At 68.7% G+C, this 13641-nt stretch carries 11 protein-coding genes and 1 riboswitch; of the genes, 3 read left to right on the top strand and 8 right to left on the bottom strand.

Going from position 1 to position 13641, the window contains the following annotated elements; genetic code table 11:
* Positions 1-6 precede the first annotated feature (6 nt).
* From CS1GBM4_RS06970 to thiB, 3 genes are read right to left on the bottom strand one after another with little or no spacing between them, the layout of a single operon-like run.
* Positions 7-705: an ATP-binding cassette domain-containing protein gene (locus CS1GBM4_RS06970; RefSeq protein WP_186417975.1), complete on the bottom strand. Its 699-nt coding sequence runs from the start codon at positions 703-705 to the stop codon at positions 7-9.
* On the bottom strand, positions 698-2257 hold the full coding sequence (locus CS1GBM4_RS06965) for an ABC transporter permease subunit (protein ID WP_186417974.1): 1560 nt from the start codon (positions 2255-2257) through the stop codon (positions 698-700). Before CS1GBM4_RS06965 ends, CS1GBM4_RS06970 begins: the two co-directional genes overlap by 8 nt.
* Positions 2238-3257 (bottom strand): thiamine ABC transporter substrate binding subunit, encoded by a 1020-nt coding sequence (gene thiB / locus CS1GBM4_RS06960; protein WP_186417973.1) that lies wholly within the window; start codon positions 3255-3257, stop codon positions 2238-2240. The genes CS1GBM4_RS06965 and thiB overlap by 20 nt, the downstream gene beginning before the upstream one ends.
* Before the next feature lie 56 nt (positions 3258-3313).
* Positions 3314-3423, bottom strand: a riboswitch (TPP riboswitch).
* Positions 3424-3545: 122 nt separating this feature from the next.
* On the opposite strand from thiB, the gene leuB reads away from it, so the two are divergent.
* On the top strand, positions 3546-4655 hold the full coding sequence (leuB, locus tag CS1GBM4_RS06955; protein WP_186417972.1) for a 3-isopropylmalate dehydrogenase: 1110 nt from the start codon (positions 3546-3548) through the stop codon (positions 4653-4655).
* A gap of 430 nt (positions 4656-5085) precedes the next feature.
* Complete coding sequence (locus CS1GBM4_RS06950) at positions 5086-5565, top strand: hypothetical protein (protein WP_186417971.1); 480 nt, start codon at positions 5086-5088, stop codon at positions 5563-5565.
* 139 nt (positions 5566-5704) lie between these two features.
* Here CS1GBM4_RS06950 and CS1GBM4_RS06945 read toward each other — a convergent pair whose 3' ends face one another.
* The 5 genes from CS1GBM4_RS06945 to CS1GBM4_RS06925 all read right to left on the bottom strand — a co-directional run bounded on the left by CS1GBM4_RS06945 (position 5705) and on the right by CS1GBM4_RS06925 (position 11804).
* On the bottom strand, positions 5705-6253 hold the full coding sequence (locus CS1GBM4_RS06945) for a cytochrome b/b6 domain-containing protein (protein ID WP_186417970.1): 549 nt from the start codon (positions 6251-6253) through the stop codon (positions 5705-5707).
* Between the two features lie 152 nt (positions 6254-6405).
* Positions 6406-8358, bottom strand: coding sequence for a bifunctional 2',3'-cyclic-nucleotide 2'-phosphodiesterase/3'-nucleotidase (locus CS1GBM4_RS06940; RefSeq protein WP_186417969.1), 1953 nt, complete (start codon positions 8356-8358; stop codon positions 6406-6408).
* A 191-nt stretch (positions 8359-8549) separates the two neighbouring features.
* Positions 8550-9389 (bottom strand): MaoC family dehydratase N-terminal domain-containing protein, encoded by an 840-nt coding sequence (locus CS1GBM4_RS06935; RefSeq protein ID WP_186417968.1) that lies wholly within the window; start codon positions 9387-9389, stop codon positions 8550-8552.
* A 5-nt stretch (positions 9390-9394) separates the two neighbouring features.
* Positions 9395-10561 carry an acyl-CoA dehydrogenase family protein gene (locus CS1GBM4_RS06930; protein ID WP_186417967.1) on the bottom strand — a complete coding sequence of 389 codons (1167 nt, stop codon included), beginning with the start codon at positions 10559-10561 and terminating at the stop codon, positions 9395-9397.
* A 100-nt stretch (positions 10562-10661) separates the two neighbouring features.
* Positions 10662-11804 (bottom strand): CaiB/BaiF CoA-transferase family protein, encoded by a 1143-nt coding sequence (locus CS1GBM4_RS06925; RefSeq protein ID WP_186417966.1) that lies wholly within the window; start codon positions 11802-11804, stop codon positions 10662-10664.
* 357 nt (positions 11805-12161) lie between these two features.
* Between CS1GBM4_RS06925 and CS1GBM4_RS06920 the strand changes: the two genes are divergently transcribed.
* Positions 12162-13463 (top strand): ABC transporter substrate-binding protein, encoded by a 1302-nt coding sequence (locus CS1GBM4_RS06920; protein WP_186417965.1) that lies wholly within the window; start codon positions 12162-12164, stop codon positions 13461-13463.
* The last annotated feature ends 178 nt before the right edge of the window (positions 13464-13641 follow it).

The following is a 13641-nucleotide window of genomic DNA, read 5'->3' as shown; positions in this document are numbered from 1 at the left end:
ACCCCGTCAGAGCCCGAGGAAACGCCGCACCGGCTCGGGCCCATCCTCGGCGATGAGCCTCGTCCAGTGCCCGCAACTCTGGACGCGGCCCTCGGCGACGAAGGCGAAGAGGTCGGCTGTGTCGGCCGCGTCCTCCGGCGTGTGCAGCGTCATCAGCACTGTCAGGCCATGAGCGCGCCGCAGTGCGTCGACGCGGCCGATCATGTCCCGCCGCAGCCCGGGATCGAGCGCTCCGAAGGGCTCGTCGAGCAGCATCAGCGGCTTGCCGCGCAACAGGGCGCGGGCGATTGCGACGCGCTGGCGCTGGCCGCCGGAGAGCTCCGCCGGAAAGCGCGCCGCGAGATCGGCGAGGCCGACCTCTGCCAGCGCCGCTGCCACCCGATCTCTCTCGCCCGCATCGAGCCGCAATGACGGCTTGAGGCCGAGCGCGACGTTCTGCGCCGCCGTCAGGTGCGGGAAGAGATTGTGATCCTGGAACAGGATCGAGGCCGGACGCGCCGCCGGCGGCAGCGGCAGCAGATCCTGGCCGGCGAAGCGCAGGCGGCCGGCACTCGGTCGCTCGAAGCCGGCAATGGCGTGCAGCAGCGTGGTCTTGCCGCCGCCGGAGGGGCCGATCACGGCGCAGAGCGCCCCGGCCGGGACCGTAAGGTCGTATTGCGCCGTGAAGTCCGGATAGTGCAGCGCGAGGCGCTCGATCTCAAGCATGGCGCCGGCTCCAGCGTTGCGCCAGCCAGGCGAGGCAGCCGGCCGACAGGACGAGCAGCAGAGCGAGCGCGCCGGCTTCGTCGGTCCGGTAGGCGCCGAGGCGGTTCGCCAGCAGATAGGGCAGGGTCGTAAGGTCGCCGCCGCCAAACAGGGCGACAACGCCGAAATCGCCGAGCGAGAGCGCGGCGGCGAAGGCGAAGGCGGCACCGAGCGCGCCGCGCAGCGCCGGCCATTCGACCAGGACGAGCCGGTTCCAGCCCTGCAGGCCGAGACTGTCGGCGAGCCGGCCGTAGCGCGCGGCGCCGGTGGCTAAAACCGGCCACAGCAGGCGATAGGCAAAGGGCAGCGCCATCAGGGCGTTGACCAGCGGCACCAGGCCGAGGCCGAGCAGGGCCGGATCCGCCAGCCCGCGCAGCAGGGCATAGAGGCCGGCGACGAAGGCGAAGGGCGGCAGGCCGAGCATGGCGAAGGCGGCGAGGTCCGGCAGGCGCGTGCCCCGCGGGCTGCTGCGCGCGGCGCTGGCGAGCAGCAGGGCGAGCAGGCAGGCGGCGAGGCCGGCGCCGGCGGCGATCACGGCGCTCGTCGCGGCAGCCCTGGCAACCTCCGCCGAGGCGAGCAGCGGCAGCGCTGCAAGCCCGCTCGCGACGCTCAGCAGCGGCGGGGCGATCAGGGCGATCGACAGCAGGAGGACGAAGCCGTCAGGACCCCGCAGCGCGCCGGCGTCGGGCCGGGACGCCTGGCGGTCCGCGGCCGCCTCGTCGCGGATCGGCGGGGTCAGCGCCGCCAGCCCGGCCGCCAGGCCGAGGCAGAGCGCGAGTTGCAGGGCTGCCAGCGCGGCGGCGCGGGTGAAATCGGCCTCGAAGCGGACGGCCTCGTAGATCGCGACCTCGAGCGTGGCATTGGCCGGCCCGCCGCCGAGGGCGAGCACGATGGCGAAGCTGGTGAAGCAGAGCAGGAAGACCAGCACAGCGAGAGCGGGCGCTTCGCGCCGGATCAGCGGCCAGTCGAGATGCCGGAAGCAGTCCACCGCCGAGAAACCGAGCGCCGCCGCGAGGCGCAGGCGTTCACCGGGCTCGCGCTCGAAGGCATGGAGCAGGGCGCGCGCCACCAGCGGCGCGTTCATGACGAGGTGGGCGAGGACGATGCCGTGCAGACCGTAGATCGAGGGCGCCTGGAGGCCGAGGCTGCCCGACAATGTGCCGAGCAGACCGGAGCGGCCATAGATGGCGACGATGCCGAAGGCGATCACGATGGTGGGCGCGACGGCGGCGGAGGCGAGCAGCGCGAGCAGGAGATCGCGGCCGGGAAAGCGGCGGCGCAGCAGCGCCAGCGCCAGCGCGGTGCCGACCGGGAGCGAGAGCAGCGTCGACAGCCCCGCCTGCACGGCCGCGGAGGCCGCGATATGCTGGAGATAGGGGCCGAGCGGGGCTGGCGTCGCCGCGCCCGAGCCGGCTCCTGCCAGCCCGAGCAGCGAGCCGCAGACCAGAGCGAGGATGGCGAGCGCAGTGAGCCTGGCCGGGTGGAGCACGATCTCAGCGGGTGGTCGCTGCAAGCCAGGCATCGATGAAGGCGCGGCGCTGGCTGCGCACCGTCTCGGGCGCGATCAGCAGCGTCTTCTCCGGCCGGATCACCTCGGTGAAGGCGGCGGGCAGTCCTGCGGCCGGCCGCTTCGCCGGCATCATCCAGTTGCCCTCGGGGATGAGCGCCTGGAAGGTGTCGGAGAGCATGAAGGCGAGGAAGCGCTGCGCCAACTCCGGCTGCCTGGTCGTGCGGACGACACCGGCGAGCTCGACATGGAGATAGTGGCCCTCGGCGAAGGCCGCGGCCTTGTACTGCGTCTTCTTCTCGACGCTGAGATGATAGGCCGGCGAGGTCGCGTAGGAGAGCACCATCTCGGCCTCGCCCTTGAGGAACAGGCCATAGGCCTCCGACCAGCCCTTGGTGAAGGTGACGATGCGCGGCTTGAGCTTGGTCCAGGCCTCGTCGGCATGCTCGCCATAGACCGCCCGCATCCAGAGCAGGAAGCCGAGGCCAGGCGCGCTGGTGCGCGGATCCTGCAGGACCAGCGTCGGCCCCTTGGGATCGTCGACGAGCTGCTTCAGGCTCTGCGGCGGAACGGCGAGCCTGGTCGAGTCGTAGATGAAGGCGAGATGCCCCCAGTCGAAGGGCAGAAGGAGATCGTCGTGCCAGGGCATCGGCAGGTTGAGGGCGGTGCTGTCCTGGCCGTGCGGCCGGAACAGGCCGGTGGCCCGGGCCTCGGCGGCGAGGTTCATGTCGAGGCCGAGGACGAGATCGGCCATGGTCGTCTCGCCTTCGAGCTTCAGGCGGGCGAGCAGCGACCCGGCATCGTCGCTCGCGACCCAGCGCAGCGAGCAGCCGCACTGCGCCTCGAAGGCGTCCTTCACCTTGCCGCCGGGGCCGTATTTCCCGGTCAAGGAAGTGTAGGTGTAGACGGTCAGTACGGGCCTGTCCTGAGCCGCGGCCGGAGCTGCCAGCAGAAGCAACGTGAGCGCGGCGACGAGCGAGCCTGTCCGGCGGTTCAGCAACCTCATCACATCCCCTCGGGGCTCGACGGCTGACCGCGACGGGAGGGGACGTCGTCCGCTGCAGGATAGCGGTGCTCAATCCCTCCGCCGGCACGATCCGGATCAGGTTCTTCGGGTCGAGGCGCCGCTCGCGCCCCTCTCAGCCCGGTTGCGGGCACCCCGTTGAGACGCTTCACGGATAGGCGGCCGGGACGGCCGAGTCCAGCCTGCCGCTTGCGTCGCGAGCGATCCGCCCGTAGTCAGCCCCGCGAGGGGCCGCTTGCCCCGCGACAGACAGCTCCCGCGAGGCTTCCCATGGCGAACCACAAGCTCCTGCTGCTCCCCGGCGACGGCATCGGCCCCGAGGTGATGGGGCAGGTCGAGAAGATCGTGTCCTGGTTCGAGCGGCAGGGCCTCGCCACCTTCTCGCTCGAGCGCGGCCTCGTCGGCGGCGCGGCCTATGACGCCCACGGGGCGGCGATCTCCGAAGGCGACATGAAGCTCGCCCGGGAAGCCGACGCCGTGCTGTTCGGCGCTGTCGGCGGGCCGAAATGGGCCGATGTGCCCTATCAGCATCGTCCCGAAGCCGGCCTGTTGCGCCTGCGCAAGGATCTCGGCCTGTTCGCGAACCTGCGTCCGGCGATCTGCTATCCGGCGCTGGCCTCGGCCTCGTCGCTGAAGCCGGAGGTGGTCGAAGGTCTCGACATCCTGATCGTGCGCGAGCTCACCGGCGGCGTCTATTTCGGCGAGCCGAAAGAGATCGTCACCCTGGAGGACGGCAGCAAGCGCGGCGTCGACACCCAGCTCTACACCACGCCCGAGATCGAGCGCATCTGCCGCGTCGCCTTCGAGCTGGCGCGCACCCGCCGCAACAAGGTTTCATCGGCCGAGAAGCACAACGTCATGAAGACCGGCGTGCTCTGGAAGCAGACGGTCACGGCCCTGCACGCCGCCGAGTACAAGGACGTCGAGCTCGAGCACGTCCTCGCCGACAACTGCGCCATGCAGCTGGTCCGCTGGCCGAAGCAGTACGACGTCATCGTCTGCGACAACCTCTTCGGCGACATCCTCTCCGACGTCGCGGCGATGCTGACCGGCTCGCTCGGCATGCTGCCCTCCGCCTCGCTCGGCGCCGAAGATCCGGCGACCGGCAAGCGCAAGGCGCTCTATGAGCCCGTGCATGGCTCGGCTCCCGATATTGCTGGCAAGGGCCTCGCCAACCCGATCGCGATGATCGGCTCCTTCGCCATGGCGCTGCGCTATTCCTTCGGCGCAGGCGAGGCGGCCGACCGGCTGGAGGGCGCGATCGCCGACGTTCTCGGCGCCGGCACCCGCACCAAGGACATCGCCGCGCCGGGCGCCAACGCCGTCTCGACCACCGAGATGGGCGACGCCATCGTCAAGGCGCTCGAAGCGCGCGGCTGATCTCTCGCATCGCCACCAGTGCAGGAAGCAGGTGGCGATTATTCGTGACACAGGCTCTGGAGCCGTCGCGGCTGCTTCGTCCGCGCCGACTCCGAGCTTTTCGATGAATGCCGATGCTGGCGGCCTGTCCGCCATGGACCTGTTGGAGCGTGTCTTCGCTGTCGCGCTACCTGGAGCGCGCTGTCGGTCGATGGGCCGACAGGCGCGAGGACAGGCGATAGCGTCCTCATGACCTGCAGCCTGCGCATCACGGCGCGCAGCAATGACAGGGCCCTCGTACAGCCCTTCGCCGAACTGCTGCGCTTTGAGGGCGGTCGCCTGAACGAGGCCACGCCCTTCCATGTCGATACGGCGGCGATCGGCGACGGCGCTTTCCTGATACGGCGGCCCGGACGCGATTCGCTTGACAATAGCTCATTGAGAACAAATAGTGAACATGCGGCTGGCTGGCCGCTCAATGGGGGAGGGTACGATGTCCATGGAGTTGCTTGTCGGCTTGCCGGCTGGAATGACGACCACGGGCGGAGCGATCGCGGCCGAGGCCAGGCGTCTCGGCCTCGAGCTCTCGTTCGACGAGGATTTTTCGCTCGATGACGTCGGTGGATTTCAGCCGGGCAGGCTGGCGCAGATGCAGGCCGGGATCGAAATCGACGTCTCTGATCGGGCAGAGCTCGAGGATGAGGTCGAGCTTTTCGGCTCGCATGCGGACGGGATCGCGCGCGTCGTCGCCTTCTATTGGGGCGCGAGCTTCGTGGAGGGGGCCTTCGCTTACGCCGTAGCCGCGGCCCTCGTCGCGGCTTGCAAGGGCATCTGCTTCGATCCGCAGGAGGGTGAGCTGCTGTCGCTCGATCAGGCCGTGCGAGGCGCGCACGCCCTCTTGTCGGAGGCCCGCAAGCAGGCGGCGGATTGAGAGGCGCGACCGCCGGCCGCTGCCGTATTGCACCTCGCGCGAGCGCCGCTGGAGCCGGATCCGATCAGATTGAGTCAATCTGATCGGTAATCGGTCTTTCGCCTCTGGTTTAGAGCCCGGCCGGCGCCGTCGGGGACGATCAGTGCTCCGGCAGCATGCGGCGCAGGACCGAGTCGCGCAGGACGAGATGGTGCCAGAGCGCGGCCAGCGCATGCAGGCCGGCGAGCGCGATCAGCGCGTAGGCGGCGAGTTCATGCACTTCCTTGACGGGGCGGCTGACCGTGCGTGCGGCCGCCTCCATCAGCGGCGGGATCGCCGCGAAGCCGAAATCGAGACCCTGTCCGCGCAGCAGCGAGAAGGCGATGCCGATGGCGGGCACGGCGAGCATCAGCAGATAGAGCCCGGCATGGCCGGCCGCGGCTGCGCGGCGCATCCCGCCGGACAGCTCGGCGGCCGCGCCGACCGGATGGCCCAGCCGCCAGGCGACGCGCAGCAGCACGAGCAGCAGGATGGTGACGCCGATCACCTTGTGCAGCTCGGTTACCGCGTATTTCCAGGTCTTCGGAAAGGCGTCGACGGTCAGGCCGAGAGCGAAGGCCGCCAGGATCAGGGCGGCGATCGACCAGTGCAGCGCCCTGGCGACGCGATCATAGCGGGTAGGGGCGGCGAGGGCGGCTGAGGTGGGCATGGCCGGCGTCCTAGATTGGAATTCTTCCAATCTAGGACGCGGATGCTGCGCTGCAAAAGTTAAACTTTGTCCATCTGCGCCGCTCGGCATGCGGCCCCTCGTCGCGCTCCGGGCGGGAGCCCGCCGATGCCGGACGGACCGGTAGCTGCTGCTCAGCCGCCCAGCCGGTACTTCACGAAACCGTCGCCGGCATCGCCGACCGCCTGCGCCTTCAGCGTCTCCGGCTTCTTGCCGGCAGCCGCCGGTGCGGTCGGAAAGGTGACGTTGACGCTCGCCGGCAGCGGTTTCAGCGACCAGTTGCCGTCCGCACTGGGGTTGATCGTCTTCTTCTCGACGATGAAGCGCACGATCGCGTCGCGGTTGAGGTCGGGCGCCTCCAGCACCACCGTCGTCCTGGTACCCGGGAAATTGCCGCCGCCGGAGGCGCGGTAATTGTTGGTGACGACGATGAACTCGGCTTTTTCGTCGATCGGCTTGCCCTGGAAAGCGAGGTCGACGATGCGATGGGCGTCGGGCGCCACCAGCTTGCCGTCGCCGTCGTAGCGCGAGGCCTGCGTCACGTCGATCTGGTAGGTGACGCCGTCGATCACGTCGAAATTGAAGGCCGGGAAGCCGGGATTGATCAGCGGCTGCTCCTCGCTCTTCGTCACGTCGATGCGGTTGAAGATGCCGGCCGAACGCTCGAGCCATTCACGGATCTGGGCGCCGGTGACTTTCACGATCTGCACCGTGTTCGGATAGAGATAGATGTCGGCGACGTTCTTGATCGCGATCGGCCCGGCCGGGATGTCGGTGAAGAAGGCGGGCCCGGCTCGCCCGCCCGACTTGAACGGCGCGGCGGCCGACAGGATCGGCAGATCCTTGTACGGCGTCTGCGCCAGCAGCGGCCTGGCATAGGCGATCTGCGCCTCCGCCACGATCTGCACCGACGGATCGTCGGCGACGAGGGCGAAATAGCTGTCGATCGGGGCGGTGGTGGTGCCGACGGGCTCGCGCATATAGCTCAGCGTCGCCTCGTGGTCGGCCTTCACCGTCGCCAGCACCGCGGCCTCGATCTCGGCCTTCGGCACGATCTTGCGATCGGGCGTCCGCTCGTAGATCGGCTTGGGATCGACCTTGAAATCGGCGACGCGCCAGCGCCCGTCCCGCTTCTCCAGCTCGAGATCGACGATGCCGACATGCGAGCCCCAGAAGCCGGGCTGGCAGGCCGGCTTGCCGTGCAGCGAGCCCTTCCTGTTGTCGACGCCGGCGATACCATCGAAGGCCTTGCCGCCGGGAAAGACGAGATGCTGGTGGCCGGTCAGGACGACGTCGATGCCGTCGAGCGCGGCGAGGTGCAGCGCCGCGTTCTCCTCGCCGCCCTTGCGCTCGCCGCCGGCGATGCCGGAATGGCAGAGCGCGATGGTGAGGTCGGGGTGGGCGAGCGCGATCTCCGGCAGGTATTTCTGCGCGGCCTCCACGATGTCCGTCGCCGTGACCTTGCGCTCGAGATTGGCCTTGTCCCACTGCATGATCTGCGGAGGCACGAAGCCGATCACCGCGATGTTCAGCACATGCTTGGCGCCGGCCTCGTCCTCGAAGCTCTGCTCGAAGATGCGCCATGGCTCGATCAGGGTGCCGCCGCCGACGCGCTCGACATTGGCGCACACGATCGGGAACTCGGCGCGCGCGAGGCCGTGCTCCAGGAAGTCGAGCCCGTAGTTGAACTCGTGATTGCCGAGCGTGCCGCACTGATAGGGCAGGGCGTTCATCGCGGCGATCATCGGGTGGGTCTCGCCGGCCTTCAGCCCCTTCTTGTAGGCGACGAAATCGCCGAGCGAGGAGCCCTGCAGGAAGTCGCCATTGTCGAAGAGCAGGCTGTTCTTCGCTTCCGCCTGGGCCGCCTTGATCAGGTTCGCCGTCTTGGCGAGGCCGACCGTGTCGTCCGGCGCGTCGCGGAAATAGTCGTAAGGCACGACGTTCACGTGCAGGTCGCTGGTCTCCAGCAGCCGGAGCTTGAGCTTCGTCGGAGCCTGCGCCGCCAGCGGCGCGGGGAGCGCGGCGGCCGCGGCGATGGCAGCCCCGCCCTTGAGCGTGTCGCGGCGGCTGAAACGGGCGCGGTCCATCGTCGGCTCCTGAACAAAGGTGCAGCGAGAGACGCTAGCACCATGGCGGGACCGTGACACCGGGGAAGATGTGAGTTGACGTCATGCTCGGGCTTGACCCGAGCATCTCAGGACGGAGGAGGCTCCATTTGGCGCCTTCTCGTCCCGAGCTTCTCGGATCTGCGCTTCGCTCCGTCCAAGAATGACGCGGCTCAGCGGCTCACGCCTTCCATCCGCACCAGCCCGTCGCTGCCCTCGGTCCAGGCCGTGATGGCGCCGTCCTCCAGGCGCTTCGCCTTCACCTGGAAGGCCTCGCCCGCGATCAGCGGCGCGAGCCCGCGATAGTCGAGCCGGATCGGCGCGCCGCCGGACAGCGTCGCGATGATGTTCATGATCAGGCTCGCCTGGATCGGCCCGTGCACGACGAGCCCGGCATAACCCTCGACGCCGGTGACGTAAGGGTGGTCGTAATGGATGCGATGGCCGTTGAAGGTGAGGGCGGAATAGCGGAACAGCAGCACCGGTGAGGCCTCGACCGTCCAGGCCAGGTCGGCCGCGCGCGGCCCCGCGGTGACGGGAGCAGGCCGCGGGCTGTCCGCGGGGCCCGCCGCCTCGCGATAGACGATGTCGTGTCGTTCGCGCAGCGCAAGCCCGCGCGGGCCGATGATCTCGTGCGCGACGGCGACGAAGCAGAGCGGACCGGCGCGTCCTTCCTTGTATGTGACATCGCCGATGGTCGAGCGGCGGATGACCTCGTCGCCGATCCGGAGCGGCGCGACGGTCTCGATCCGCCCGCCCGCCCACATCCGCCGCGGCAGGGGCACCGGCGGGAGGAACTTGCCCTTGGCGGGGTGGCCGTCCGCGCCGAGCTCCCGAATCGGCGCGATCGGCGGGGCCAGACACCAGTGCAGTGCGAGCGGCACCTCGCCTTCCCGATATGGCGCCAGATGCGGAGAGAACGTCGCCTCATAGCTCGCGACCAGCCGCGGCGTGATCAGGTCGGAGGCCACTTCGGTCTTGCCGATCCAGGACTTCAGATGGTCGATGTTCATCGGGCTCAGTAGCTGCGTGGCATGCCCAGCACATGCTCGGCGAGATAGGACAGGATCAGGTTGGTCGAGATCGGCGCGACCTGGTAGAGCCGCGTCTCGCGGAACTTGCGCTCGATATCGTACTCTTCGGCGAATCCGAAGCCGCCATGGGTCTGGATGCAGGCATTGGCGGCCTCGAACGAGGCGTCCGCCGCCAGCAGCTTGGCCATGTTTGCTTCCGCGCCCGGATTGCTGCCGGCTTCGTAGAGTCGGATCGCCTCGCGCACCATCAGCTCGGCCGCGCGCATATTGGCGTAGGCTCTCGCGATCGGGAACTGGATGCCCTGATTCTGGCCGATCGGCCGGCCGAAGACCTGGCGCTCCCTGGCGTAGGTCGAGGCCTTGTCGATGAACCATTTGGCGTCGCCGACGCATTCGGCGGCGATCAGGATGCGCTCGGCGTTCATGCCCGAGAGGATGTAGCGGAAGCCCTTGCCCTCCTCGCCGACGAGGTTCTCAGCCGGAACCCTGACATTGTCGAAGAACACCTCGGTGGTGGCGTGGTTCATCATCGTCCGGATCGGCCGGATGGTGAGGCCGGCCTGAAGCGCCTCGCGCATGTCGAGGATGAAGACCGAGAGCCCGTCGGTGCGCTTCTGCACCTGCTCGCGCGGCGTGGTGCGGGCGAGCAGCAGCATCAGGTCGGATTGAGCCGCCCGGCTGGTCCAGATCTTCTGGCCGTTGACGATGTATTGGTCGCCCTCGCGCCGCGCCGTCGTCCTGAGCGCGGTGGTGTCGGTGCCGCTGCCCGGCTCGGTGACGCCGAAGGCCTGCAGGCGCAGTTCGCCGGAGGCGATCCTGGGCAGATACCTCCGCTTCTGATCCTCGCTGCCATGGCGCAGCAGCGTTCCCATCACGTACATCTGCGCGTGGCAGGCGCCGCCATTGCAGCCCTGGCGCTGAATCTCCTCCATGATGACGGCGGCGGCCGAGAGCGGCAGCCCGGCGCCACCATAATCCTCCGGGATCAGCGCCGATAGGAAGCCGCTTTGCGTGAGGGCCGTGACGAACGCGGCCGGATAGGCCATCTCGCGGTCGAGCTTGCGCCAGTACTCGCCCGGATAGTCCGCGCACAGTCTCGCCACCGCTTCGCGGATGTCGGCGTGGTCGGCCTGAGTATTCATCGTCTGCATCGGCTGTCGCCGTTCCCTCCACCGTCATTCCGGCCGCGGCAAAGCGGAGCGCCGGAATGACGGCTGTGATTGATCGTCGTGTCGATGAGGTCGTGCGGCATCAGGCTGATCGCGTCGCCTTCGCCGCAAATTCCCGGCGCAGCGCTTCGTCATGCTCGCCGAGGCCCGGCGGCGCGCGCATCGGCACGCGCTCGCCGTCGACCAGCACCGGCGGCGCCAGCACCTCGACCGGGCCGTTCGGCGTCGGGACGGGCAGGGCCGTCGCGGCCGGGTGCTCGATGAGGCCGGCGACAGTCGAGACCGTGCCATAGGCGATCCGGGCCGCATCGAGCCCGGCCGCCGTCTCGGCGTAGGTACGAGCGATCAGGATCGCCTGGATGGCGGCGTCGAGCGCCGGGCGGTTGCGCACGCGCAGCACGTTGCTGGCGAAGCGCGGGTCCTCGGTGAGGCCGGGATCGCGCAGCACGTCGCGGGTTAGAATCTGCCATTCGCGCTCGCTCTGGATCGAGATCAGCACCTCGGCATCGGCGAGGCGGAAGACGCCATAGGGCGCGATCGACGGATGGGCGAGGCCGAGCCGGGGCGGCTCGATTCCGCCATAGCGCCGCGTCAGATAGGGCACGTTCATCAGGTCGGCGATGGTGTCGAACAGCGAGAGCTGGATGCGCGAGCCCTCTCCGGTGCGCCCCCGCCGGATCAGCGCCTCCAGGATCGCGGCATAGGCGGCATTGCCGGTGGCGATATCGGCGATCGAGATGCCGATCCGGGTCGGGCCGGACTCGGCGCTGCCGGTGACGGCGGCGAGGCCGGCTTCGGCCTGGATCAGCAGGTCGTAGGCCTTGCGGGTGTAGTGCGGCGTGCCCGGCGCATAGCCGGAGATGTCGCAGGTGATGAGCCTGGGATGGCGTCGGCGCAGCGCTTCGCTGCCGATGCCGAGCCGGTCCATCGCGCCGGGCGCGAAATTCTGGATGAAGACGTCGGCCTCCGCCAGCATCGCTGCGACCAGAGCGAGGTCCTCGGGGTGCTTCAGGTCGACGCGGCAGGATTCCTTGCCGCGATTGATCCAGACGAAATAGGAGGATAGGCCGCGGGCATAATCGTCATAGCCGCGCGAGAAATCGCCTTCCCCCCGCTCCAGCTTGATGACGCGCGCCCCGGCATCGGCCAGCCGGCAGCTCGCGAGCGGAGCGGCGACCGCCTGTTCCAGCGCCACCACCAGGATTCCGTCGAGGGCATTCATCATCTTCAGGTCTGCTCGTGCGCTGGCCGCCGTCCCGCGTCCCGCAGGCTCGCATCCCGAGGAGCGAGCAAAGCTCGCATCGCGAAGGATGCTTCGGGAGAATCCAGAGCAGGCTGGAGCCTCCTCGAGACGCGCTCCTCAGGATGAGGACCGAGGATGCCGCGAGAGGTCGCCTTTGGCGGCGCGAAGTCAAATAGCGTTTCGCGATAACGGCCATAGCGCCAGCTCCATAGAAAAAGCCTATGGCCTTCATCGCTTTATCCTACTTGCCCCACCGCGGCGGCTATGCGCCCCTTTTTGCCGGACGAGGCGCCTTTCAAGAGCGCCCGGCAGTCATGCGAAGGTTCAGGGAGGACGCTGATGAAGACGATGAAACTGGCCACCGCTGCGCTGGCCGGCGCGCTGCTCGCAGGCTCGGCCCTGGCGCAGGACAAGCCGAAGGAGCTGGTGGTCGGCATCGCCACCTTCCTCTCTGGGCCGGCCTCGGTGTTCGGCGTGCCGGGCCGCAACGCTGCCGACCTGCTGATCGAGGAGATCAACGCCAAGGGCGGCGTGCTCGGCGTGCCGCTGAAGCCGGTCTATGTCGACGAGGGCGCCGGCACCAACCAGCTCCTCTCCGAATACCGCCGCGTCGTGCAGGAGCAGGGCGCCCAGGTGATGCTCGGCGCCATCTCGTCGGGCTCCTGCAACGCGCTCGCCCCTGTGGCGGAAGACCTCAAGGTCGTCAACGTGATGTGGGACTGCGGCACGCAGACCATCTTCGAGGACGGCAAGTGGAAATATTCCGTCCGCACCCAGGCTCATGCCGGTGCCGAGATGATGGCGACGCTGCTCTACCTGATGAAGGTCAAGCCGGACTTCAAGAGCGTCGCGGTCGTCAATCAGGACTATGCCTGGGGCCGTGAATCCTGGGCGCTGCTGCAGGCCGGCCTGAAGGCGCTGAAGCCCGACGTCAAGGTTGTCGCCGAGCTCTTCCCGAAATTCGGCGCGCCCGATTTCTCGACCGAGATCACGAGGCTTTCGGCGCTGCGGCCCGACGTCGTGATCTCGACCTCCTGGGGCGGCGACCTCGACACCTTCGTCCAGCAGGCCGCGGCCCGCGGCCTCCTGAAGCAGTCGACCTTCGTGTTGCCGCTGGCCGAAAGCTCGCTGGAGCGGCTCGGCAACGTCCTGCCGGAAGGGGTGATCGTCGGCTCGCGCGGCGACCATTACTGGCTGCACCCCAAGCACAAGAACACGCCGGACATGCAGGCCTTCGTGAAGAAGTACAAGGACAAGACCGGCGTCTACCCGATCTACCCGACCTTCCACATGCAACAGGCCCTGACCGGGCTGCAGAAGGCCTATGAGAAGGCCGGCGCCGCCGCCGGCGGCAAGTGGCCGAGCAGGGAGCAGGTCATCGCCGCCTTCGAGGGGCTGGAGTTCAAGTCGCTCACCGGCACGATCACCATCCGCCAGGACCATCAGGGCCTGGAGGACCAGTTGCTCGGCACCACCAGGCGCGTTCCGGACTATCCCTTCGCGGTCTACGACAAGATGGCGCTCTATCCCGGCAAGCTGGTGACCACGCCGATCGGCGAGAAGTCGCTCGACTGGTTCGCCAAGGTGAAGCCGGACCTCGTCACCGACAAGTCGATCGAGACCTTCGACTACGCGAAGTGAGACCGACGAACCGCAACGCGAACCCCTCCCTCCCTCTCGTGGGGAGGGGCAGGGGTGGGGGGCGTCCGACCGGGTGACCGGCCCAGGTCGAACGGCGCGAGCGCGGACGCTCGACACCCTCCCCTCGCGACTGGCTTTTCGCCCCCCACCCCTAACCCCTCCCCACAAGGGGGAGGGG

The organism is Allobosea sp. CS1GBMeth4, from assembly GCF_900185715.1.
Taxonomy (GTDB): domain Bacteria; phylum Pseudomonadota; class Alphaproteobacteria; order Rhizobiales; family Beijerinckiaceae; genus Allobosea.
Note: the sequence above shows the minus strand (reverse complement) of the source record. Positions and strands in the feature narration are given on the sequence as shown.